At 72.9% G+C, this 21,348-nt stretch carries 18 protein-coding genes; 12 read left to right on the forward strand and 6 right to left on the reverse strand.

Features of this window, described 5'->3' with window-relative positions; translation table 11 throughout:
* Nucleotides 1-385: 385 nt before the first annotated feature.
* From lipB to OG422_RS07955, 4 genes are all read left to right on the forward strand, one after another.
* On the forward strand, nt 386-1,210 hold the full coding sequence (lipB, locus tag OG422_RS07940; RefSeq protein WP_405741320.1) for a lipoyl(octanoyl) transferase LipB: 825 nt from the start codon (nt 386-388) through the stop codon (nt 1,208-1,210).
* 125 nt (nt 1,211-1,335) lie between these two features.
* The gene (gene lipA / locus OG422_RS07945; RefSeq protein WP_143943140.1) at nt 1,336-2,286 is read left to right on the forward strand and encodes a lipoyl synthase; all 951 of its coding nucleotides are present in this window, start codon (nt 1,336-1,338) and stop codon (nt 2,284-2,286) included.
* 211 nt (nt 2,287-2,497) lie between these two features.
* Nucleotides 2,498-2,713, forward strand: coding sequence for a hypothetical protein (locus OG422_RS07950; protein WP_384590310.1), 216 nt, complete (start codon nt 2,498-2,500; stop codon nt 2,711-2,713).
* A gap of 10 nt (nt 2,714-2,723) precedes the next feature.
* On the forward strand, nt 2,724-3,416 hold the full coding sequence (locus OG422_RS07955) for a DUF4191 domain-containing protein (protein WP_143943139.1): 693 nt from the start codon (nt 2,724-2,726) through the stop codon (nt 3,414-3,416).
* Nucleotides 3,417-3,574: 158 nt separating this feature from the next.
* Here OG422_RS07955 and OG422_RS07960 read toward each other — a convergent pair whose 3' ends face one another.
* Nucleotides 3,575-4,042, reverse strand: a complete 468-nt coding sequence (locus OG422_RS07960) for an RDD family protein (protein ID WP_405741324.1) — start codon at nt 4,040-4,042, stop codon at nt 3,575-3,577.
* 247 nt (nt 4,043-4,289) lie between these two features.
* Here OG422_RS07960 and glnA point away from each other — a divergent pair, with 247 nt between their 5' ends.
* Together glnA and OG422_RS07970 are read left to right on the forward strand one after the other, a co-directional pair.
* Nucleotides 4,290-5,699 (forward strand): type I glutamate--ammonia ligase, encoded by a 1,410-nt coding sequence (gene glnA, locus OG422_RS07965; RefSeq protein ID WP_143943191.1) that lies wholly within the window; start codon nt 4,290-4,292, stop codon nt 5,697-5,699.
* Between the two features lie 244 nt (nt 5,700-5,943).
* Nucleotides 5,944-6,072 carry a hypothetical protein gene (locus tag OG422_RS07970; protein WP_285229415.1) on the forward strand — a complete coding sequence of 43 codons (129 nt, stop codon included), beginning with the start codon at nt 5,944-5,946 and terminating at the stop codon, nt 6,070-6,072.
* Here the strand turns inward: OG422_RS07970 and OG422_RS07975 are convergent.
* Entirely contained in the window at nt 6,069-9,293 is a 3,225-nt protein-coding gene (locus tag OG422_RS07975) for a BTAD domain-containing putative transcriptional regulator (protein WP_405741329.1), read from the reverse strand. The two genes, OG422_RS07970 and OG422_RS07975, sit on opposite strands and share 4 nt — an antisense overlap.
* A gap of 335 nt (nt 9,294-9,628) precedes the next feature.
* Between OG422_RS07975 and OG422_RS07980 the strand changes: the two genes are divergently transcribed.
* Together OG422_RS07980 and OG422_RS07985 are read left to right on the forward strand one after the other, a co-directional pair.
* A complete protein-coding gene (locus OG422_RS07980; RefSeq protein ID WP_405741332.1) occupies nt 9,629-10,894 on the forward strand; it encodes a hypothetical protein in 1,266 nt (421 codons plus the stop codon).
* On the forward strand, nt 10,891-11,415 hold the full coding sequence (locus OG422_RS07985; RefSeq protein WP_405741335.1) for a hypothetical protein: 525 nt from the start codon (nt 10,891-10,893) through the stop codon (nt 11,413-11,415). Before OG422_RS07980 ends, OG422_RS07985 begins: the two co-directional genes overlap by 4 nt.
* On the opposite strand, the gene OG422_RS07990 is transcribed toward OG422_RS07985, so the two are convergent.
* Nucleotides 11,340-13,481: an ATP-binding protein gene (locus OG422_RS07990; RefSeq protein WP_405741338.1), complete on the reverse strand. Its 2,142-nt coding sequence runs from the start codon at nt 13,479-13,481 to the stop codon at nt 11,340-11,342. The genes OG422_RS07985 and OG422_RS07990 overlap by 76 nt on opposite strands.
* Nucleotides 13,482-13,658: 177 nt before the next feature.
* On the opposite strand from OG422_RS07990, the gene OG422_RS07995 reads away from it, so the two are divergent.
* Both OG422_RS07995 and tnpA read left to right on the forward strand, forming a co-directional pair.
* A complete protein-coding gene (locus OG422_RS07995; RefSeq protein WP_405741341.1) occupies nt 13,659-13,940 on the forward strand; it encodes a DNA-formamidopyrimidine glycosylase family protein in 282 nt (93 codons plus the stop codon).
* Nucleotides 13,882-14,358: an IS200/IS605 family transposase gene (gene tnpA, locus OG422_RS08000; protein WP_143944743.1), complete on the forward strand. Its 477-nt coding sequence runs from the start codon at nt 13,882-13,884 to the stop codon at nt 14,356-14,358. The genes OG422_RS07995 and tnpA overlap by 59 nt, the downstream gene beginning before the upstream one ends.
* 244 nt (nt 14,359-14,602) lie before the next feature.
* Here the strand turns inward: tnpA and OG422_RS08005 are convergent, their stop codons facing one another.
* On the reverse strand, nt 14,603-16,435 hold the full coding sequence (locus tag OG422_RS08005) for a choline/carnitine O-acyltransferase (RefSeq protein ID WP_405741344.1): 1,833 nt from the start codon (nt 16,433-16,435) through the stop codon (nt 14,603-14,605).
* Between the two features lie 70 nt (nt 16,436-16,505).
* On the reverse strand, nt 16,506-17,378 hold the full coding sequence (locus OG422_RS08010; RefSeq protein WP_405741347.1) for an arpA protein: 873 nt from the start codon (nt 17,376-17,378) through the stop codon (nt 16,506-16,508).
* 417 nt (nt 17,379-17,795) lie between these two features.
* Between OG422_RS08010 and OG422_RS08015 the strand changes: the two genes are divergently transcribed.
* Together OG422_RS08015 and OG422_RS08020 are read left to right on the forward strand one after the other, a co-directional pair.
* The gene (locus OG422_RS08015) at nt 17,796-19,823 is read left to right on the forward strand and encodes an FAD-dependent oxidoreductase (protein WP_405741350.1); all 2,028 of its coding nucleotides are present in this window, start codon (nt 17,796-17,798) and stop codon (nt 19,821-19,823) included.
* Between the two features lie 135 nt (nt 19,824-19,958).
* The gene (locus OG422_RS08020) at nt 19,959-20,573 is read left to right on the forward strand and encodes a PadR family transcriptional regulator (RefSeq protein WP_405741353.1); all 615 of its coding nucleotides are present in this window, start codon (nt 19,959-19,961) and stop codon (nt 20,571-20,573) included.
* Between the two features lie 24 nt (nt 20,574-20,597).
* Here OG422_RS08020 and OG422_RS08025 read toward each other — a convergent pair whose 3' ends face one another.
* Nucleotides 20,598-21,059 (reverse strand): nuclear transport factor 2 family protein, encoded by a 462-nt coding sequence (locus OG422_RS08025; protein ID WP_405741356.1) that lies wholly within the window; start codon nt 21,057-21,059, stop codon nt 20,598-20,600.
* Nucleotides 21,060-21,348 lie beyond the last annotated feature (289 nt).

The following is a 21,348-nucleotide window of genomic DNA, read 5'->3' on the forward strand; positions in this document are numbered from 1 at the left end:
CCGGTCTCCTGCCTTCCGGGCCGGGCCGCCGGGCCCGGCTGACCCTGTCCGGCACGCTCGTCGCCCTTGTGGAACGGCGCGAATGTAACGGCCTTCGGGGCTCTTCTGGCCGCCTGAGCACCGCGTTCATCCGATCGTGTGAGCAGGGCGCATGCGCTCCACACCGAGGTTCACCCGGCTCACGCCCCCGCCTTCCCGACCCGTCGACCGGTTTCCCGGCCCGGCCGCGCAGGGTCCCCCGGCCACCGGCCGACCTGCCCCCCGGCCGTACAGTGGCCTGGGCGCGAAGTGGCATCGACATGCAGGAGCCCCGTATCGAACGGATGCGGAGGTACTGCATCAAACGTCGCAGCCCGCTGCGACAGAAGTGCGAAGAGGAGCTGCCGTGACTGCGATCTCTCGGGGGGACACCCCCGCACCCGAGGGGCTGCGCTTTGTGCATCTGGGCTTCGGCTCCGACGCCGTGCCCTACGAGGCGGCCTGGCAGGAGCAGCGGCGGGTGCACGCCGCCCGGTTCGCCGACGAGGTCCCCGACACCTGTCTGCTGCTGGAGCACCCGCCGGTCTACACCGCGGGCCGCCGCACCGCCGACGACGAACGCCCGCTGGACGGCACGCCCGTCATCGACGTGGACCGCGGCGGGAAGATCACCTGGCACGGCCCGGGCCAGCTGGTGGGCTACCCGATCCAGAAGCTGCCGCGCCCGGTCGACGTCGTCGCGCACGTCCGCCGCCTGGAGGAGGCGCTGATCCGGGTCTGCGCCGACTTCGGCATCGAGGGCACCCGCATCGAGGGGCGCAGCGGGGTGTGGATCCTCGGCGACCCGGTCGAGCAGCGCCCGTCGCTCGGCGGTCTCCAGCTCGACCTCGCCCCGCAGGCCGGTGCGGACGCGGACGAGACGTACGACGCGCGGCTGCGCGGTCCCCAGTACGCGCCGTCCAACGCCGGTCAGCGCGGTGAGGACCGCAAGCTCGCCGCGATCGGCATCCGCGTCGCCAAGGGCGTCACGATGCACGGCTTCGCGCTGAACGTGAACCCGGACAACACCTCGTTCGACAAGATCGTGCCGTGCGGCATCCGGGACGCCGGCGTCGCCTCGTTCTCCGGCGAGCTGGGGCGCGACCTCACCATCGCCGAGGTGCTGCCCTCGGTCGAGAAGCACCTGCGGGACGTCCTGGAGGGCGTGGAGCTCCTCCCCCGCGCGGTCTGAGCGCCGTCAAGGAATGCCGGCCTCGTATCGGGGGTTGGTGAGCGCGTAAAGACGTGCGAAATCCCGGGCGTACCCTGGTGTACGCCGCTGAATCGAATGCCGCGATAGCAGAAAGGGGCGCCGACGTGTCCGCTGTCGCACCCGACGGACGCAAGATGCTGCGCCTGGAGGTCCGGAACAGCCAGACCCCCATCGAGCGCAAGCCCGAGTGGATCAAGACCCGGGCGAAGATGGGCCCCGAGTACAACCATCTGCAGGGCCTGGTGAAGAGCGAGGGCCTGCACACGGTCTGCCAGGAGGCGGGCTGCCCCAACATCTTCGAATGCTGGGAGGACCGCGAGGCGACCTTCCTCATCGGTGGCGACCAGTGCACCCGGCGCTGCGACTTCTGCCAGATCGACACCGGCAAGCCGCAGGCCCTCGACCGCGACGAGCCGCGCCGCGTGGCCGAGTCCGTGCAGACCATGGAGCTGCGCTACGCCACGATCACCGGCGTCGCCCGCGACGATCTGGAGGACGGCGGCGCCTGGCTGTACGCCGAGACGGTCCGCCAGATCCACGCCGCGATGCCGGACACCGGCGTCGAGCTGCTGATCCCCGACTTCCACGCGGTGCCCGAGCAGCTGGCCGAGGTCTTCTCGTCCCGCCCCGAGGTGCTGGCGCACAACGTCGAGACCGTCCCGCGGATCTTCAAGCGCATCCGCCCCGGCTTCCGCTACGAGCGCTCCCTCAAGGTCATCACCGAGGCCCGCGCGGCCGGGCTGGTCACCAAGTCCAACCTGATCCTGGGCATGGGCGAGACCCGCGAGGAGATCAGCGAGGCGCTGCAGGACCTCTACGACGCGGGCTGCGAGCTGATCACGATCACCCAGTACCTGCGGCCGTCGGTGCGGCACCACCCCATCGAGCGGTGGGTCAAGCCCGCGGAGTTCGTGGAGCTGAAGGAGGAGGCCGAGGAGATCGGCTACGCCGGTGTGATGTCCGGCCCGCTGGTCCGCTCCTCGTACCGCGCGGGCCGCCTCTACCAGCAGGCGATCGAGCGGCGCGAGGTCGACGCCTCCACTCAGGCGGTCTGACCCGCCCCGGCGCGCCGATGTGTGAATCCTGGCACATGCTGGGAGGACGCGGCCCGCACTCCCCCAGGCCGGGGGTGGCGCGGGCCGCTCCGTCGTCACGCCCAGGTGTGACCTGCGGGTCATCCGGCGGTCACACCCGTCGGTGACGATGGACCCACGCACCGCGTCCGTCCCGGGCGTCCCGCCGACCTCCCCGAGGGAGACCCACACCATGCAGGCCGCGCCGCTCCGCGCCACCGCACGTCCCGTCCCGTCCGTCACCGGCGCGCTCCGCGCCGTCGAGGCGCTGCTGCTCGGCGGCGGGCAGCGCACCGCCCGCCGCAACGCCTGGAACTCGGTCCTGGAGGACCGCCGCCGGGCCAGTGACCGGCAGGAGGCGCAGTACGTACTGGAGGCCGCGGCGACCCGCCGCCCGCGGGCCACGTAAACTTCTTGGTATGGCGAGGAAGGCAAACACAGACGGCGCTGGCGCCGGCACCCCCGGGCGGCTGAAGCAGATCGCCCAGACCTACAAGATGACCCGTCAGGTCGACTCCAAGGTCGGTCTTGTCGTCGCTGGCGTGGGCATCGTCGTGTTCGGCGTACTCCTCGCCGTCGGCTTCGCGATCGGCCACCCCCTCTACGCGGGCATCCTGGGCTTCGTCCTGGCCTTCCTCGCGATGGCGATCGTCTTCGGGCGCCGCGCCGAGCGGGCGGCCTTCGGGCAGATGGAGGGCCAGCCGGGCGCGGCCGCCGCGGTGCTGGAGAACGTCCGCGGCTGGACGGTCACCCCCGCGGTGGCGATGAACCGTAACCAGGACGTGGTGCACCGCGCCGTCGGCAAGGCGGGCATCGTGCTGGTCGGCGAGGGCAACCCGAACCGGCTGCGCGGTCTGCTGGCCGCCGAGAAGAAGCGGATGGCCCGTACGGTCGCCGATGCCCCGGTCCACGACTTCGTGGTCGGCGAGGGCGAGGGCGAGGTCCCGCTGAAGAAGCTCCGGACCCGGCTGATGAAGCTGCCGCGGGTGCTGCCCGGTGCGCAGGTCACCGCCGTCAACGACCGGCTGCGCGCGCTCGGCGACCTGATGAGCAACATGCCGGTGCCGAAGGGGCCCATGGGCACCCGCCCGCCCCGCGGCAAGATGCGCTGAGCGTCCCGGCCCGCCTCCCCCACCGACCACGACGCCCCGGAGCCTTGGGCTCCGGGGCGTTCTGCATATGGCCGACGGTCACGGGCCGTGCGGCCGTCGCCGCCGTTTCGTATACGCGGAGGTGTCCGCGCGGCGGGCGGCGCGCGCCCGCCCGGGGCTCAGATGCGGATCTGCACCGCGCGGCTCAGGCGGTCGTGGAGGCCCCGGCCGTCGCGGTCCCAGATGACGGCGGGGATGACGATCGCCAGCAGGACGGTGCGCACCACCACGCGCGGCAGCGAGAGGCGGCCGCCGCCCTCGGCGACGACCCGCAGGCCCAGCAGCCGCTTGCCGGGCGTGAAGCCGACGGTGCCGACGGTCAGGACGCTCAGGACCGCGAAGACGGCCAGCGCCCAGTTGCTCGCCGCCTGCGCGTGACCGCCGCTGAGCAGCCCGTACGCGATGAGCATGCACAGCGCCCAGTCGATGAAGAGGGCGGCGAAGCGGCGGCCCGGACGGGCGATCGACCCGGGGCCCTCCTCGGGCAGACCGAGCTGCGCCCCACGGTGACCGAACTCGACGCCCATGTCCTCGGCGGCCGCGCGGGGCCCGGAGATCCACGATCCGATTGCTTGCCTGTTGTCCACCCGCCCACGGTACTGCGGCCACGTACGTTCCCCGGCCGAGGGGCGCCGCCGAGGGGCCGGATGCGGCATGACCAGGCATGATCGGTAGTGAGGCAGGCCGCGCCCCGGTTAACCCCGACGAAACAAATGGGTCATGCTTGGGAAATCACGGCTGCCTATGGTCGGGCTAGCGCGCCACTCCAGAGGGTCGCGCTCCGTGCATCAGCCCCGTGTCCGCCGACCGGTGACCGGGCTAGGAGGAGTAGGTATGTTCCAGAACGCCGACGACGCGAAAAAATACCTCGCCGACGAGGACGTCAAGTTCATCGACGTGCGGTTCTGCGACCTGCCCGGTGTGATGCAGCACGTCACGATCCCGGCGAAGGCGTTCGACCCGGACGAGGAGCTGGCGTTCGACGGCTCCTCGATCCGCGGCTTCCAGGCGATCCACGAGTCCGACATGTCGCTCCGCGCCGACCTGTCGACGGCCCGGCTGGACCCGTTCCGCCGCGACAAGACCCTCAACATCAACTTCTTCATCCACGACCCGATCACCGGCGAGCAGTACAGCCGCGACCCGCGGAACATCGCCAAGAAGGCCGAGGCGTACCTCGCCTCCACCGGCATCGCCGACACCGCCTACTTCGGCCCCGAGGCGGAGTTCTACGTCTTCGACTCGGTGCGCTTCGACACCTCCGCGAACCAGTCCTTCTACCACATCGACGCCGAGTCCGGCGCGTGGAACACCGGTTCCGAGGAGAACAACCGCGGCTACAAGGTCCGCTACAAGGGCGGCTACTTCCCCGTCCCGCCGGTCGACCACCACGCCGACCTGCGCGCCGAGATGTCGCTGGAGCTGGAGGCCGCCGGGCTGGAGATCGAGCGCCAGCACCACGAGGTCGGCACCGGCGGCCAGGCGGAGATCAACTACAAGTTCAACACGCTGCTCGCCGCCGCCGACGACCTGATGCTCTTCAAGTACATCGTGAAGAACGTCGCCTGGCGCAACGGCAAGACCGCGACCTTCATGCCCAAGCCGATCTTCGGTGACAACGGCTCCGGTATGCACGTCCACCAGTCCCTGTGGCAGGGCGGCACCCCGCTCTTCTACGACGAGCAGGGCTACGCGGGCCTCTCCGACACCGCCCGCTACTACATCGGCGGCATCCTCAAGCACGCCCCGTCGCTGCTGGCCTTCACCAACCCGACGGTGAACTCCTACCACCGCCTGGTCCCCGGCTTCGAGGCCCCAGTCAACATGGTCTACTCGCAGCGCAACCGTTCCGCCGCGATGCGCATCCCGATCACGGGCGCCAACCCGAAGGCCAAGCGCGTCGAGTTCCGCGCGCCGGACCCGTCGTCCAACCCGTACCTGGCGTTCTCCGCACTCCTCCTCGCGGGCCTGGACGGCATCAAGAACAAGATCGAGCCGGCCGAGCCGATCGACAAGGACCTCTACGAGCTGGCCCCCGAGGAGCACGCGAGCGTCCAGCAGGTCCCGACCTCCCTCCCGGCCGTCCTTGAGGCCCTGGAGGCCGACAACGAGTACCTCCAGCAGGGCGGCGTCTTCACCCCCGACCTGATCGAAACCTGGATCGACTACAAGCGCACCCACGAAATCGCCCCGATCCAGCTCCGCCCGCACCCGCACGAGTTCGAGCTTTACTACGACCTGTGAGCGGCTGCCGGGGGCTTCGATGAGCCTCGGCGGGTAACGGTTTCATGGCGGAGGGCCACCCCGGATGGGGGTGGCCCTCCACTGTTTGGGTGGGGGCATATGCTTGAGACATATTTCGAACACTTTTTCGACAAGAGGCAGAAGATCATGTATATCTAGCCCCGTCCGCCGGTGATCGTCGGAGCCCTCAAGCTTCTACTCTCGGCACGTTCGTTGGTCGATCGAGATCGAAAGACGCCCACTCTTGAAGTACATACTCCGCCGCGCCGCAACGGTGGCGCTGTTCGGCATCGTCGCAACCGCTGTCCTCGCGGCCGCCCCAGGCCAAGTGATGTGGCTGACCGGCCCGAAGCAGGAACAGACAACCAGCTAAGCCCCGTCGGTCATCGGCTCCCGGCCGTGTGACGTCGGGCCGGGAGCCGAGGGGCGTTGGCGGCCGAGGAGGTGGCGGAGGGATTCGACCTCGCCTCGGGCGCCCAGGCGGTGGAAGAGCATCAAGGCCCGTTCCGCGTAGGAGCGGGCCGTTTCGCTGTCCCGCAGTCGCAGGTGGGTGCGGGCGGTTCCCGCCAGGGCGCGGGCGGTGCCGAGCGGGAAGGTGAAGTCCTCCGCGAGGCGCCGGGCGTCGTCGTAGGTTTCCAGAGCCGCCGCGTACTCCCCGGCCATCCGGTGGGCGTCGGCCCGTCCCACCAGGGCGCGTTGCCGCTCGTAGACGTTGCCGAGCCGCAGGGACAGTGCCTCCGCGGCGCGGAGGTGACGCATCGCCTCCTGCGTCCGCCCGGCCGCGGCGTGCACCCGGCCCAGCCCGATCAGCGAGTTCATCTCCCCGACGGCGTCGCCCCGGGCGCGGTTGCTGGACAGCGCCCGGCGGAAGAAGGCAGAAGCCTGATCGATCTGGTCCATGTCCCGATACACGTCGCCGAGGTTGTTGTCGAGGATCGCGGCCTCCTGTCGTCCGCCGAAGCTCTGGACCAGCTTCAGGGACTGTTCGTAGTGGTGCAGAGCCTGTTCCGTCCTCCCCTCATGCGAATAGATCTCGCCCATGTTGTTCAGCGCTTTCGCCTGCCCGTGCAGGTCCCGTAAACCACGGTGGATGTCCAGCATCGCGACGAAGCAGCGCATCGCCCGCGGGTAGTCGGCCCCGAAGATCAGCGAGGCGCCCTGGACGTTGAGGCTCTCGGCCACCCCGTACCGGTCGCCGGTTCCCCGGTAGAGCTCCCGCGCCTGTTCCAGTGCGCGCAGGCAGTCGCCGTCGCGGCCGGCCGCCAGATGTGCCCGGCCGGTCTGCAGGGAGGCGTCGGCGCGACCGTGGTCGTCGCGGACGGTCTCGAAGAGCACGTACGCCTCGGCGGCGCAGCTCAGGGCCTGTGCGTGGTCCGTCTGGGCCAGGACGTCGGCGCGCGCCACCAGGGACCGGGCCAGCGCGGCCGGGTCGTCGGTGCCCCGCAGCACGGTGACGGCGACGTCCAGCAGCTCCGCCGCGACCTCCCTGATGCCCCACAGCTTGAGGGAGTGGACGAGGGCGAGCGGGAACAGGACGGCGAATTCCGGGAATTCGGCCGCCGCGGTGCGCGCCGCGGCCAGGAGGTTGGCGCGCTCCACGGTGAGCCATACGGTGGCGCGGTCCGCGGCCCCGTCGTCGGTCGCGGCGAAGTCCGGCGCGTAGGGGGACTCCCGGTCGAGGGCGAGGGCCCGCCGCCCCGGGTGGGCGGCGCGCTCCGCGCGGTCGGCGGCCGTCAGGTAGTACGACAGGAGGCCGCCCATCGCCTGGCGGCGCGCGTACCGGGGTACCTCCACGCGGCACAGGCGGCGGCCGAACGCCCGTGACAGGTCGTGGAGTTGGTAGCGGTCGCGTACGGGTTCCTCGATGAGGTGCCGGTCCAGCAGCTCGTCGGCGGCGCGGCGGATCTCGTCCGGCGGCGCGGCGCACAGGGCCGCCGCCGCGTCGACGGTGAGGTCCGGGCCCGGGTGCAGCGCCGCGTACCGGAAGAGCCGCCGGGCCGCGGGGCGGAGTTCGGCGAAGGAGAGCTGGAAGGCCGCCGTGACGCGTTCGCCGACCTCGTCCAGGGGGTCGTCGGCGCGGGTCAGGCGTCCGGCGACGTACTCCAGGTCCCAGGTGTCCCGGTGCCGTAATCGGGCGGCGAGGAGTTGCAGGGTGAGCGGGTGGCCGCCGAAAATCCGCATGATGCGGCGGAGGGCCGCGGCGTCCGAGGAGCTGCTCCGTCCGGCGACCCGGGTGAACAGGGCGGACGCCTCGGAGAGCGAGAGTTCGTGGAGCAACAGGGGGGTGGCGCCGTCGAGTTCGGCGAGGCGGTTGCGGCTGGCCACGATCGCCCGGCAGCTCGCGGCGCCGGGGAGCAGCGGGACGATCTGGTCGGCGTCCCTGGCGTTGTCCAGCACGACCAGCACCCGCCGGTGGGCGGTCCACTCCCGCCAGCGGGCCACCCGTTCGTCGAGGGTGTCCGGGAGCGGATCGGGGAGACCGGCGCTGTGCAGGAGGAAGGCGAGCGCCTCGGCGGGCTCGTACGCAGGCTGGTCGCTGTAGGCGCGGAGGTCGACGTAGAACAGGCCGTCCGGGTAGCTGGTGCGCAGGCGGTGGGCCGCGTGGACGATGAGGGCGGTCTTGCCCACCCCGGGCATGCCGTGCACGACGGACAGCGGCAGGGCCGTGGCGTGGCCCTCGCGCGTCGGGGTGGCGAGCAGGGTGCGCAGTTCGCCGGTGCGGCCGGTGAAGTCCTTGGTGTCGCGGGGCAGGGTGCTGCTCGCCCCGGGGCGCGACACCGCGGCGGGTGCCGGTCCGAGGCGTGGGGTGGGTACCGCGGGCGGCGGGGGCGCGTCCAGCGTGGTGTCCTGCGCGAGGATGCGGCGCTGGAGGGTCCGCAGGTCGGCTCCGGGGTCGATGCCGAGTTGGTCGTTGAGTTGGCGCCTGGTGATGCCGTACAGCTCCAGGGCCTCGCCGTCGCGGCCGGAGCGGTAGAGCGCCAGCATCAGGGCGGCGACGGCCCGTTGGGCGAGGGGGTTTTCCGCCACGAGGTCGCGGAGTTCGCCGATGAGGTCGGTGTGGCGGCCCAGTTCCAGCTCCAGGCGGATGCGTTCCTCCTGGAGGGAGCGGCGGTCCTCGGTGAGCCGGGCGCCCGCCGCCGCGGCCCAGGCTCCGGGGAACTCGGCGAGCGGCTCCCCCCGCCACAGCGCCTGGGCGCGCCGCAGCTGGGCGACGGCGGCCTCCCGGTCCCCGTGGGCCACCGCCGCGCGCGCCTCGGCGCGGATCCGCCGGAGGCGGTAGAGGTCGACGTCGTCGGGGTCCGCGACGCGGAGCCGGTAGCGGCGCGGGGAGGCGAGATCGATGCGGGCCCGGTCGCCGACCGCCTCGGTGAGGCGGGTGCGCAGCCGCGACAGATAGCTCTGCAGGGTGGCGACGGGAGATTCCAGGGTGTCGTCCTCACCCCAGACGCGGTCCAGGAGTGTCTCCACACCCACCGGCTCGCCCTGCGCGTACAGCAGGGAGGCGAGCACATGGCGCGCCTTGGGTGAGCCGATCGGCCACTGGCGGCCGTCGTGCCACAGTTCGAGCGGCCCCAGCAACAGAAGTTCCACCATCGCCCCCTGATGGTTCGCCTTCCCACCCCCGCCCGGAGGTCACCGGGCACCTGGGCAAGGCTCTCCTCACTGTTGCCCGGCACCGGAAAGACCGGACGGGGCGGGCAGGGGCGCACCGTCGCGCCAGGGGCGCACGTGCCGTTGGCAGCTTCCGCACGGCGCTGACCGGCGGTTCAGGAATCGCACAAGGATTCTGCAGGCCCGGCGACAGGTCTCCCCCGCACAGTGGGCACCGCGGCGGAAGGGGTCGCACACGCGGGACCGGCCGACGGGGGCGGATACCGCGACCACATCACAGGGACCGGTCAACTCGGCCGGGACATGGGGGAGTTCGGATGAGCGTGACGGTATCGGGATTCGAGTGGCGGCATGTGCCGCTGCGGCTGGACGTCGAACGGTGGGCCACCCGCAAGGTCCGGAAGAAGATCCTCGCGGTGGTGCACACCGTCACCGCGGGGCAGCGGCTGCTGGACGCGGTGCGGCTGCTCGACGGCGACCCCCGGGTGCAGGTGATCTTCACCGTCGCACCCGACGTCTTCAGCCACGGCGTGGAAGCCTTCCTGGAGGGCACCCGGGCGCTGGTGCTGCCCTGGGCGCAGGCGGTGAACATCCCGTTCGACCTGGCGCTGGCGGCCAGCCACGGCAGCCTGCACGAGCTGCACGCGCCGGTGATCGTGCTGCCGCACGGCGTGGGACACAACAAGGTCGTGTCGTCGCCGGCCGGGCACGCCACCCCGGCGGCCGGACCGGCGGAGCGCGGTGTCTACGGGCTCAGCAGGCAGCGGCTGGTCCGGGACGGCGCGGTCATCCCGGCGGCGATCGTGCTCTCCCACGCCGAGGAGCTGGCCAGGCTCGGCCGCGAGTGCCCGGAGGCGGTACCGGCGGCCCATGTGGTCGGGGACCCCTGCTACGACCGGATCAGGGCGAGCATGCCGTCGCGGGCGCTGTACCGGAAGGCGCTGCGCACCGGGGCGCACCAGGAGCTGCTGCTCGCCTGTTCCACGTGGGGCCCGCAGTCGCTGCTGGGTGAGGAGTGGGAGCTGCTGGAGCGGCTGGCGGCGGATCTTCCGCGCGACGAGTACAGCATCGCGCTGATGCTGCACCCGAACGTCTGGAACGCGCACGGGGAGTGGCAGATCAAGAGCTGGCTGACCTGGCTCGGACGGTCCGGGGTGCAGGTGATCAGCCAGTACTCGGACTGGTGCGGCGCCGTCGCCGCGTCCGACATCATCGTCGGGGACCACGGCTCCGCCGCCCTCTACGGGACGATGACCGGCGCCCGGGTGCTGACCACGGGCTCGGCGAAGGCGGACCTGGACCCGGGATCCCCCATGGCCGAACTGCGGTCCTTCGCGCCCCGGCTGCGGGCCGACCGTCCGCTGCGGCGGCAGCTGCGCGCTCCGGCCGCGGCGGCACGGCCGGAACTGTACGCCCGGGTGGCCGCCCGGCTGACGTCGGAGCCCGGACGGTTCGCCCGGCGGATGCGGTCGCTGATCTACCGGACGCTGCGGCTGCGGGCACCGGCCGCGCGGCTGGTGCCGGAGACGGCGTCGCTGCCGGTCACCTTGGACTTCCGCGTACCGGGCGGGGTGGAGACATGACGGCGCGGCGGCTGAACCTCCACGGACCCGACGGCTGTGTGCTGCTCGCCGCCGTCGAGGAGACGCCGGTGCCCGAGACCGTGACGGCGGTGCGGACGGCGGTGCGGCTCCGGCTGCCGGACGGCGGGCGGGTGACCGATCACCATCTGCGCGTCGCGCCTCCGGCGCCGCGCCCGTGGCCGCTGCTCGCCGATGTGCTGGTGGTACGGGACCCCGGACGGGCCGGGGCGGCACACCTCGCGCCCGGGGCCGCCGTACTGGCCCTCCCCCAGGGGCCCACGGAATGCCGGATGCGGTGCGGCCCGCGGCGGAACGCCTGGGTGGAGCTGGGCTCCGGGCACGCCGCCGTGGCGCCGTGGGAGGTGTGGGCCTCGCTGGCGCACGCCTGGCTGGTGGCCGGTCTGCCGGTGCGGGCGCTGGCGGCGGTGCGGGCGGCTCCGGGCGGTCATCCGGCGGCGTCGAGCGCGGCCAGCCGGGCCCGTACGGCGTCGGCGCGTTCCGTGCGGTTCACACCGACGTAGAGGTCCAGCGCCTCCGCGTAGCGGGCCCTGGCCACGGGGGTCTCCCCGCGGTCCCCGGCGATCTCGGCCAGGGCCTCCAGGGCCCGCGCGGCCTCGTAGCCCGCGTCGACGCCGCGGAGCACGGCCAGTGCCTCGGAGAGCAGGACCTCCGCCTCCTCCGCCGCCCCGGCGAGCAGGCGGGCCCGCCCGAGAAGGGTCGTCGCGCGGGCCGCGTTGTACGGGTCGTCCGCCTCGCGCAGCACCTCGCGTGCCGTCCGAGCGGCGGCCGCGGCCTCCTCCGGGCGGGCGGCGTCGAGGGCGATGCCCGCGGCGTTGAGGCGGGCCAGGCCACCGGCGCGCGGATCTCCGTGGCGGGGCAGTTCGGCCGCGGCGCGGGCGAACAGGGCCGCGGCCGCCTCCGGTTCGCCGCGCCGTTGGAGGGCGAGGCCGCGGTAGTTGAGCGTCCGGGCGTGCCCCAGGGCGTCGCCGTCCCGGGCCAGGATCCCCGCCGCCGCCTCGAACATCTCCAGGGCCCGGTCGTGCTCGCCGCATCCCAGCTCGCCCAGGCCGCCGGAGGTCAGCATCCTGGCCTGCGCCGCCCGGTCCCCGCACTCCTCGGCCGCCGCCAGCCCTTCGCCGTGCACGGCGCGCCACTGGTCGTAGTGCTTGCGGCGCGGGAAGAGCGGCCACAGGGCGTCGGCCAACTGCCAGCCGAACCACGGGAAATCGGTGGTTCCGACGCGCCGGATGACCGCGACGAGGTCGGGCAGTTCCCGCTCCAGCCAGTCCAGCGCCGCCTCCGCGTCCCGGTCGCCGAACGGTGCGGAGTGCACCTCCCGGGAGGCCGGGTCGCGCTCCAGTGCGGGCCGCCGCGGCTCGATGGCGTGCTCCGCGCGGGTGGCGAGGGCGAGGTAGTGCCCGGCGATGCGGCGCAGCGCCCCGGCGCGTTCGGCCGCCGGTTCGTCCTCCTCGGCCCGTGCCAGGGCGTGCAGCCGTACGAGGTCGTGGAAGCGGTAGCGGTCCTCACCCGTTTCGGTGAGCAGATGGGTGTCGTGGAGGACGTCGAGGAGGTCCGCGGCCACGCCGACCGTCGCCCCGGTGGGGGCCAGCAGGGCCGCCGCGAGGCCGTCGTCGAAGTGTCTGCCCGGGTGGGTGCCGAGCAGCCGGTAGAGCCGGGCGGCCTCGGCGGGCAGGCCCCGGTAGGACAGGTCCAGGGCGGCGCGCACGCTGCGGTCCCCGTCGATGGCCAGGGCGTCGAGGCGTCCGCGTTCCTCGGACAGGGCGCCGACCATCATGGCGATGCTGCGCCGCGGCCGGGCGGCGAGGCGTGCGCCGACGACGCGTACGGCGAGCGGGAGACCGGCGCAGAGACCGACCAGGGCGCGGGCCTCGTCGGGGCGTTCGGCCACGCGGCGGTCCCCGAGGGTGTCCGCGAGCAGCTGTACGGCGTCGTCCGGTGCGAGCGGTTCGAGGTGGAGCTGGTGGCCGCCTTCGAGGGTGAGGCCGGTCAGGTGTCCGCGGCTGGTGACCAGGGTGACGCTGTTCCCGCCGGGCAGCAGCGGGCGGACGTGTGCCGCGCTCTCGGCGTCGTCGAGCAGCACCGCGACCGGGCGGCGGGAGGTCAGGGAGCGGTACAGCGCCGCGCGTTCGGCGAGGGTGTGCGGCACCTGCTGCGGTGGGGTGCCGAGTCCGCGCAGGAAGCGGCTGAGCGTCTCCGCCGGGTCGACCGGGCCGCTCGGCGACCGCGCGCCCAGATCGGCGTAGAGCTGTCCGCCGGGGAGGGACGGTCGCAGGGAGTGCAGCCAGTCCAGGGCGAGGGCGGTCTTGCCGACTCCGCCCAGGCCGCTGATCGCCGCCAGGAAGGGGTGCCCGCGGTGGACGCAGTGGTCGCGGCGGCGCTTCAGGAACAGCAGCTCGTCCGAACGGTCGGTGAGCGGCACGGCGGGTGGTAACTGCCACGGTATCGGCGGGAGGACGGGCTCCTGGCTCCCGATGTACACATCGCCGTGGATGATCCCCGCCTGCACGCTGGGGCCCAGGACCTGCCCGCTGATGTCGTTGTGAACGCTTCGCTCGTCCACCGGCATGCGCCCCCTTCGACCGGTCTCCGGCTGCACCCGGACGACTCCTGCATGAGTATGTCCGAGTACACGGCGGGCACACGGCGGCGGCACATGCGCCCGTCGCCCCGGGCGGGCGGTGATTCCTTGGCCGGGCGCCGCTACGGCCGGGCCGTACGGCCCCGTACGCGGCACACTGGCCCCATGCCCGAATTGCCGGAAGTTGAGTCGCTTGTTCGGTACCTGCGGGGGCGGGTCGGGGGGAGGACCGTGGACCGGGTGTTTCCGGTGGCGGTCAGTGTGCTCAAGACGTATGAGCCCGCGGTGACGGAGCTGGAGGGGCGGGTGTGCGGGGACGTCGTGCGGTGGGGGAAGTTTCTGGATGTGGGGGTCGGGGGGCTGCGTCTGGTGATGCATTTGGGTGTTCATGTCACCACGATGGGAACAGAGCCCGGACGTGCGCAGGGGTGCACACGTCGCCTATAACCTTCACGCGCACTTGGTGTTCATCACGAAACGCCGGCGGAAAGTATTCACGCCGGAGATGCTGACGCGGTGCGAAGAGATCATGCGCGCCGTCTGCGCCGACTTCGAGTCCGAGCTGGTGGAGTTCAACGGCGAGCACGATCACGTCCATCTGCTGGTGCACTACCCGCCGAAGGTCGCCCTGTCCCGCCTGGTGAACAGCCTCAAGGGCGTCTCCTCGCGACGTCTGCGCCAGGAGTTCACCTACAACGTCAACCGGTCCATCCTGCACGGCCGGTTCTGGTCCGGCTCCTACTTCGCTGGTTCCTGCGGTGGAACACCGCTGGCAGTGGTCGAGCGGTACATCGAGGCACAGCAGCGGCCTGGACCGGCTCCAGCCGGTAGGTGGGGCGATTCACCTACCGGCTGGAGCCGGTAACACTCTCACTCAAGATCGGCAGAGGGACGGCGCCGCCCCGGGCCCCGGCCTCGTCCGGGGGCCGGGAGCGTCCCCGGCACCCGGCCGGGCGCCGCGCGGCGACATGCGGCGCCCGGCGAAAGGTGACCGGCCCGGCCTGGCGCCGGGCCCCGGAAGCCGGGCGGGACCGGTAACCCACCCAGCCCCGTCAACCGCCCCGGTCAGCCCCCCGGCCGAGGAGGCGCCACGGCGCGACCGCCCCGGGTCACCCCTCCCCCATCAGCTCCCGCAGCTCCGCCACCGCCCCCCTGAGCTCCTCCGCGAACGCGTGCATGGGGGCCGCGACCGCCTCCGGGGTGCTGAGGTAGAGGTGGAAGCGGTCGGGGAGGAGGACGTAGGCGACGCCGATGCAGCGGCTGCTGGTGGAGCCGAAGCCGAAGTACTGGATGTGGGTGGAGGGGGCGGAGCTGGTGCTGAGGTAGTCGTCGCGCATGGTCAGCCAGCCCGGGGAGCGGTAGAGGGCGGGCTGGTCGGGGAGGCCGAGTTCCGGGCCGCGGCGGCGCTGGATCAGCTCCAGTTCCCACAGATGCTGTTCGGGAGCGCGGCCCGCCTGGCAGTCCTTGGCGCGGGTGGCGTGGGCCTCGGCGGCGGCGCGGAAGGCGGCGCGGCGGGTGGTGCGGTCGGTGGCCGGGTCCTCCATGGCGGCCACGTAGTGCGGGATCTCCTCGGTGACCACCCGCATCGCCTCGGTGCGGCCGCGCCGCCACTGCCGGGTGGCGATCGATTCGTAGGTGGCGCCCAGGCGGCCCTTGGCGCGGTGGTGGGCGAGTTGGTACGCGAGCTGGACGAAGGCGTCCGGGGAGACGCCGAGGGCCTTGGCGGTGTCGGCGCCGAAGTCGTCGAAGGCGACGGTGCGGGTGGCGGTGGCGCGGCCGTACGCGGTGAAGGCGTCGGCGGCGGCGCGGATACGGGCGCGGGTGGCGTCGTCGGTGGTGAAGGTGAGCGGGGACGGCGCGGGCGGGCCCTGGGTACGGGCACCGGCGAGGCGGGCGTGTTCCTCGGGGGTGGTGGCGAGCAGGCCGTCGACGAAGGCGAGGACGGTGGTGCCGTCGAGTTCGCAGTGCTCGATGTTGATGCCGGCCCGGCCGTCGGCGAAGACGATGAGGGAGACGGCCTTGTCGAACCAGCGGTTGCCGCGGTCGCCGTACAGCAGCTCGTCGCACGCCTCCTGGGTGCCGTCGGGCGCGACGTCCTCCAGGCAGACGCAGAAGAGGGCGGTTTCGACGGTGTCGAGGGCGGCGGCGTTGCCGGGGTCGGCGAGGAGGGCGGCGCGGGCGTCGGCCCATTCGGCGCGGGCCAGGGTGGTGAGGTGGCCGACGGAGGTGCCCGGTGCGGCGGGGGCGGCGCCCGCCTCGCGTACGGCGTCGAGCCCCGCGCGGAGGTCGTCGAGCCCGTAGGGGGTGCCGTCGGGGGCGAGGACGTCGAGGCGGAACATCCGGCCGTGGAAGAAGACCACGATGTGGCGGGCGCGGGACGGGCCGGGCCACTCGGCGGAGTACGGGGCGCGGACGGTGTCCTGGACGGTGCCGGGGATACGGGTGGTGGAGAAGAGGTAGCGGTGCTGGTCCATCGAGTGCGGGCGGCCGCGCTGGACGACGGGCGGGAGGCGTTCCTCGTCGAGGAGGCGCTTGTGGTGGAGGGCGCCCGCGATGAGACCGGCGGCGCGGTCGAGTTGGGGGTCGCCCCCGGGCCCGGTGGGCTCCTCGTCGCGGAAGAGGAAGAAGAAGTTGGCATTGAGGGCGATGCGGTCGCGGCGCCCCAGGTAGCGGTAGGGCCAGAAGGTGTCGAGCCAGCTGTGGGTGGCGGGGAGCGCGTCGTAGGCGGCGAGGGCGGCGTGCAGGGCGGGGCCGGGGCCGTCGGGGGCGAGGAAGGCCGCCACCTCGGCCTCGGTCGCGGCGCGTTCGGCGTCGGTCAGCAGCGGGCGGCACCACTCCAGGAAGAGGGCGCAGCTCTCCTCAAGGGTGGGCAGCGGCACCTTCGGGAGCTGGTCGTCGTGGGCGAAGGTGGTGCCGGGTGCGGTGTCCTCGGGTGTGGGCATGGCGGCTCTCGTTTCGACAGGGGCGTACGGGACAACGGGCTCAACGAGCCGGAATCGTACGGGAGTTGGGTCAGTCCAGGAGGGTGTCGCCGCGGACGGTGCGGCGGGCGGCGGCCAGGTGGGCGGGGAGGACCCGGCCGAAGAGCTGGCGGGTGCGGGCGACGCTGCCGATGACGCCGGGCCGCTCGCTGTAGGCGAAGATCGCGGAGTGGCGGGCCCGGGCGCCGCGCACCGGGCTGACCCGGTGCAGGGAGTAGCGGCCGCGGAAGAGCTGGAGGTCGCCGGGGCGCAGCGGGAGGCGGTGGACCAGGTGGTCGCCGTGGCCGTCGAGGACGGCGCGGACGTCGTCGAAACGTTCGTCGGCCGCGGACCTGATGCCGGGGCAGTACTCGAAGTCACCGCCGTCCGTGGCCTCCTGGGTGAGCATGCTGACGGTGAACTCGTTGGTGTCGAAGTGCCAGGGGTGGTCCATGCCCGGTTCGACGACGTTGAGGACGAGTCCGGCGAGCGGGTCGGCGAGCAGGTGCAGCCGGGGCAGGCCGAAGCAGGCGGCGAGGAAGCGCTGGAAGTCCGGGTCGGTGTGGAGGTGGCTGATGAGCGCGTCGGCGGGGATGCGGTCACGGGGGACGAAGGCGTTGCCGCGCCGGAAGGTGCGGCGCCCGGGGTGGCCGTCGGGCAGCGGGGCGTCGGTGGCGATGTTGTACACGTTGACGGTCTCGGTGGCGAAGTGGGCGCGGGGCGCGAGGTCCGCGCACTCCTCGCGGAGGGTGTCGCGCTGCGGCGGGCGGAGGAAGTCGGCGAGGACGGTGCAGCCGTGGGTGCGCAGGTCGCGGCGGGCCCGGTCGATGACGGTCCGGGCGGCGGGGGCCTCGGGGGCGGCGAGGGGGTAGCGGTCGGTGTCGACCACGTGGTCGAGCGTGAGCGTCGTGGGCGGTGTGCTCATGCGGTCCCTTCTGTGTGCGGGCGGGCGGGCATCACGGCGCGCGTCGTCGTTCCCGGATGGGGCGCGCCGCTGGCCGCCCCTCGGAGTGCGGCAACTCTACTGACAGGTAACCAAGTTGGGGTCGCGTGCACGGGAAGTTCACTGTGAAACGGCCCACGGCGCCCCCGCCCCGGGCGGCCGGGGCGGGGGCGCGCGAGCGGGGCGCGGGCGCCGGGGGCGCGTGGGGCGGCGGTGCGGGGCGGAACCAGGTGCGGGGCGGGCGGCGCCAGAGGCAGGCACCACGCGGGCGGCGCCGGGGCCGGATACGGGAGGGGGGGCGGGCCGTCGCCTGGGTCACTCTTTTATGCAACTTGTTGCACAACCCTGCCCCGGTGCCCTAGAACGTCCCTGACGACCGCCGCTGCGCCAGGAGGCCCGATGAGCCCGAGCCCGTATCCGTATCTGCTGAGCCCGCTCGCGCTGGGCTCCGTGACGCTGCCCAACCGCGTCCTGATGGGGTCGATGCACCTCGGCCTGGAGGAGGCGCCCGGCGGGTTCGCGCGGATGGCCGCGTTCTACGCCGAGCGGGCGCGCGGCGGGGTCGGGCTGATCGTCACCGGCGGGTTCGCGCCCAACGACGCCGGGCGGCCGTACGAGGGCGGGGCCACCCTGACCACCGAGGAACAGGCCGCCGAGCACCGGCAGATCACCGAGGCGGTGCACCGCGAGGGTGGCCGGATCGCCCTGCAACTGCTGCACTTCGGCCGGTACGCGCACCACCCGGACCTGGTGGCGCCGAGCGCGCTCCAGGCGCCGATCAGCCCGTTCACCCCGCACGCGCTGGCCGACGACGAGGTGGAGCGGACCGTCGAGGACTTCGTGCGCGCCGCGGAGCTGGCGCGGTCCGCCGGGTACGACGGCGTCGAGATCATGGGGTCCGAGGGCTATCTGATCAACGAGTTCCTGGTGACCGCCACCAACCGGCGTACGGACCGGTGGGGCGGCTCGTACGAGAACCGGATGCGGTTCCCGGTGGAGATCGTCCGCCGGGCGCGGGAGCGGGTCGGGCCGGACTTCCTGATCATCTACCGGCTGTCGATGCTCGACCTGGTGCCGGGCGGCTCCACTCTGCCGGAGGTGATCGCGCTGGCCGAGGCGGTCGAGGCGGCCGGAGCGACGCTGATCAACACCGGGATCGGCTGGCACGAGGCGCGCATCCCGACCATCGCGGCGTCCGTGCCGCGCGGCGCGTACGCCTGGGTGACCCGGCGGGTGCGCGGCGCGGTGTCGCTGCCGCTGGTCGCCGTCAACCGCATCAACACCCCCGACGTCGCCGAGGAGTTGCTGTCCGGCGGGGCGGCCGACATGGTCGCGATGGCGCGGCCGTTCCTCGCCGACCCGGAGTTCGTGGCGAAGGCCGGGCGGGGCGAGCCGGAGGCCATCAACACCTGCATCGGCTGCAACCAGGCATGCCTCGACCACACCTTCGGCGGGAAGATCACCTCCTGTCTGGTCAACCCGCGGGCCTGCCATGAGACGGAGCTGGTGCTGTCGCCGACGCGGCGGCGCAAACGCATCGCCGTGGTGGGCGCCGGGCCCGCCGGGCTGGCCTGCGCGGTGTCGGCGGCGGAACGCGGCCACGCCGTCACGCTGTTCGACGCCGCCGCGACGATCGGCGGGCAGCTCGACATCGCCCGCCGCATCCCCGGCAAGGAGGAGTTCGACGAGACGCTGCGGTACTTCCGCCATGCGCTGGAGCGGTGGAAGGTCGACGTCCGCCTCGGTACGCCGGTCACCGCCGAGACGCTGGACGGCGCCGGATACGACGAGATCGTGCTGGCCACGGGCGTCACCCCGCGCACCCCGCCGATCCCCGGCACCGACCATCCGAGCGTGCTCGGCTACCTCGATGTGCTGCGGGACGGGGCACCGGTCGGCGAGCGCGTCGCGGTCATCGGCGCCGGGGGCATCGGCTTCGACGTGGCGGCGTTCCTGACGGACGGGGGCGAACCGGCGAGCCGCGACCCGGAGGTCTTCTTCCGGCAGTGGGGCGTCGACACCGGCTACGGCGCCCCGGGCGGGCTGACCGCACCGAAGCGGAGCGCACCGCGGCGCCGGGTCCATCTGCTCCAGCGCAGCACCACCAAGGTCGGCGCGGGCCTCGGGAAGACCACCGGCTGGATCCACCGCACCGAACTGCGCCACCGCGGCGTGACGATGGTCGCGGGCGCCACGTACCACCACATCGACGACGAGGGGCTGCACCTGACGGTCGACGGGCAGCGGCAGGTACTGCCGGTGGACACGGTCGTGCTGTGCACCGGCCAGGAACCGCGGCGCGACCTGTACGACGCGCTGGTACGGGCCGGGCACTCCGTCCATCTGATCGGCGGCGCGGAGGTGGCGGCCGAACTCGACGCGAAGCGCGCGATCGATGGCGGGACGCGGGTGGCTGCGGGGTTGTGAGGGGGCGGCTGCCCGGTTCGGTGCGGGGCCGCTCACCCCAGGGGCGGGCGGGTGCGGGCCCTGGCCCGGGGCCGTCCGCTCCGGGCCCGGCCCCGGCCTCCGGGCCACGGCGCGCCCCCGGCCTAGGATGCGTCCATGTCCCTGCCGTACGCGATCCTCACCGCCCTGCTGGAGAAGCCGTCGTCGGGGCTGGAGCTGACGCGGCGGTTCGACAAGTCGATCGGCTACTTCTGGTCAGCGACGCACCAGCAGATCTACCGCGAACTGGGCAAGCTGGAGGCGGCCGGACTGATCCGCGCACTCCCGGCCGCGCAGCCGACCCGCGGGCAGAAGAAGGAGTTCGAGGTCCTGCCGTCCGGCCGCGCCGCGCTGACCGAGTGGGCGTCCGGGCAGCAGGACCCCAAGCCGCCCCGGGACGCCCTGCTGCTCCGGATGCGGGCCGCGGCCATGGTGGGACGCGACGGGCTCGACGAGGAGCTGCGCCGCCATCTCGGCCTGCACCGGCGGCAGTTGGCGGAGTACACCGCGATCGAGGAACGCGACTTCGCGGAGGCCGACTCCCCCGGCGACCGGCTGCGGCGGCTGGTCCTGCAGGCCGGGATCGATCTGGAGACGTTCTGGATCACCTGGCTGACGTCGGCGCTGGCGGAGATGGCGGAGATGGCGGACGACGAGAGTGCGGGGTGCCCGACGAGCGCGGGGCGCCCGGAGGACGCGGCGGGGGTGGGTGGACCGGAGGGCGTGCCCTAGACGAATGAGTCCGAAGTCAGCGCCTCAGCAGCGGTCATTGAGGCTGGCGACCACGGCGGGCAGCCGGTCCATGACGTGAGCTACGCCGAGCCCGTCCATGTAGTCGCGGACATGCACGATCCGACCGCTTCGGACCCGGATCACCAGGAGGCCGGGAATTCTGAAGGACCGGCCGGTCGTGGTCACGGTCCCGGTAACCGTCTGTTCGACGGTGATCACCTCGGCGTCGGTGCTCTCGTGCACGACGACTTCGCAGATCTCCTGCGGCTGCGCCGGACTTGCGCCCCACGCCGCTCGATAGCCTGCGCGGATCTCTTCGCGCCCCTGGTAACGCGCAGGCATGCCGGGAGAGAGGAAGGGGAACTCGTGGACGGCATCGACCGCGTACAGATCGGCCAGATCGTCCGCGGACTTGTCGAGCATCGCCCGCTGGTAGCGGGCCAGGACCTCATGAGGGCCGAGGTGGGCCGAGGTTGTGTCCGGCATGGGGGTGGGACTCCGTTCGGTCAACGCAGGGGCGAGCTCATTCGAGCGAGGGGCCCGGACTTCGGGGTGCGGACCAGAGGAAGGCCGCCAGGATCCGGTGGTGACGCCCTTTTTCCGTACCTGCCCCGGCAGCCCGGGTGCAACAAGCGCCTGCGCTCGGCACTGCCGCTGGTCAAGCGCGTGATCCGGGAACCGGCCATGGGCAGCGACTTCCCGGTTCTTCCGGAGCCCACGCCTTACCTCGTCCGGCAGGCGCACCGGCGGCGGCGCCTCCGGGAGATACCGGGAC

Origin of the sequence: Streptomyces sp. NBC_01525 (assembly GCF_045040405.1) — a bacterium.
GTDB lineage: Bacteria > Actinomycetota > Actinomycetes > Streptomycetales > Streptomycetaceae > Streptomyces > Streptomyces benahoarensis.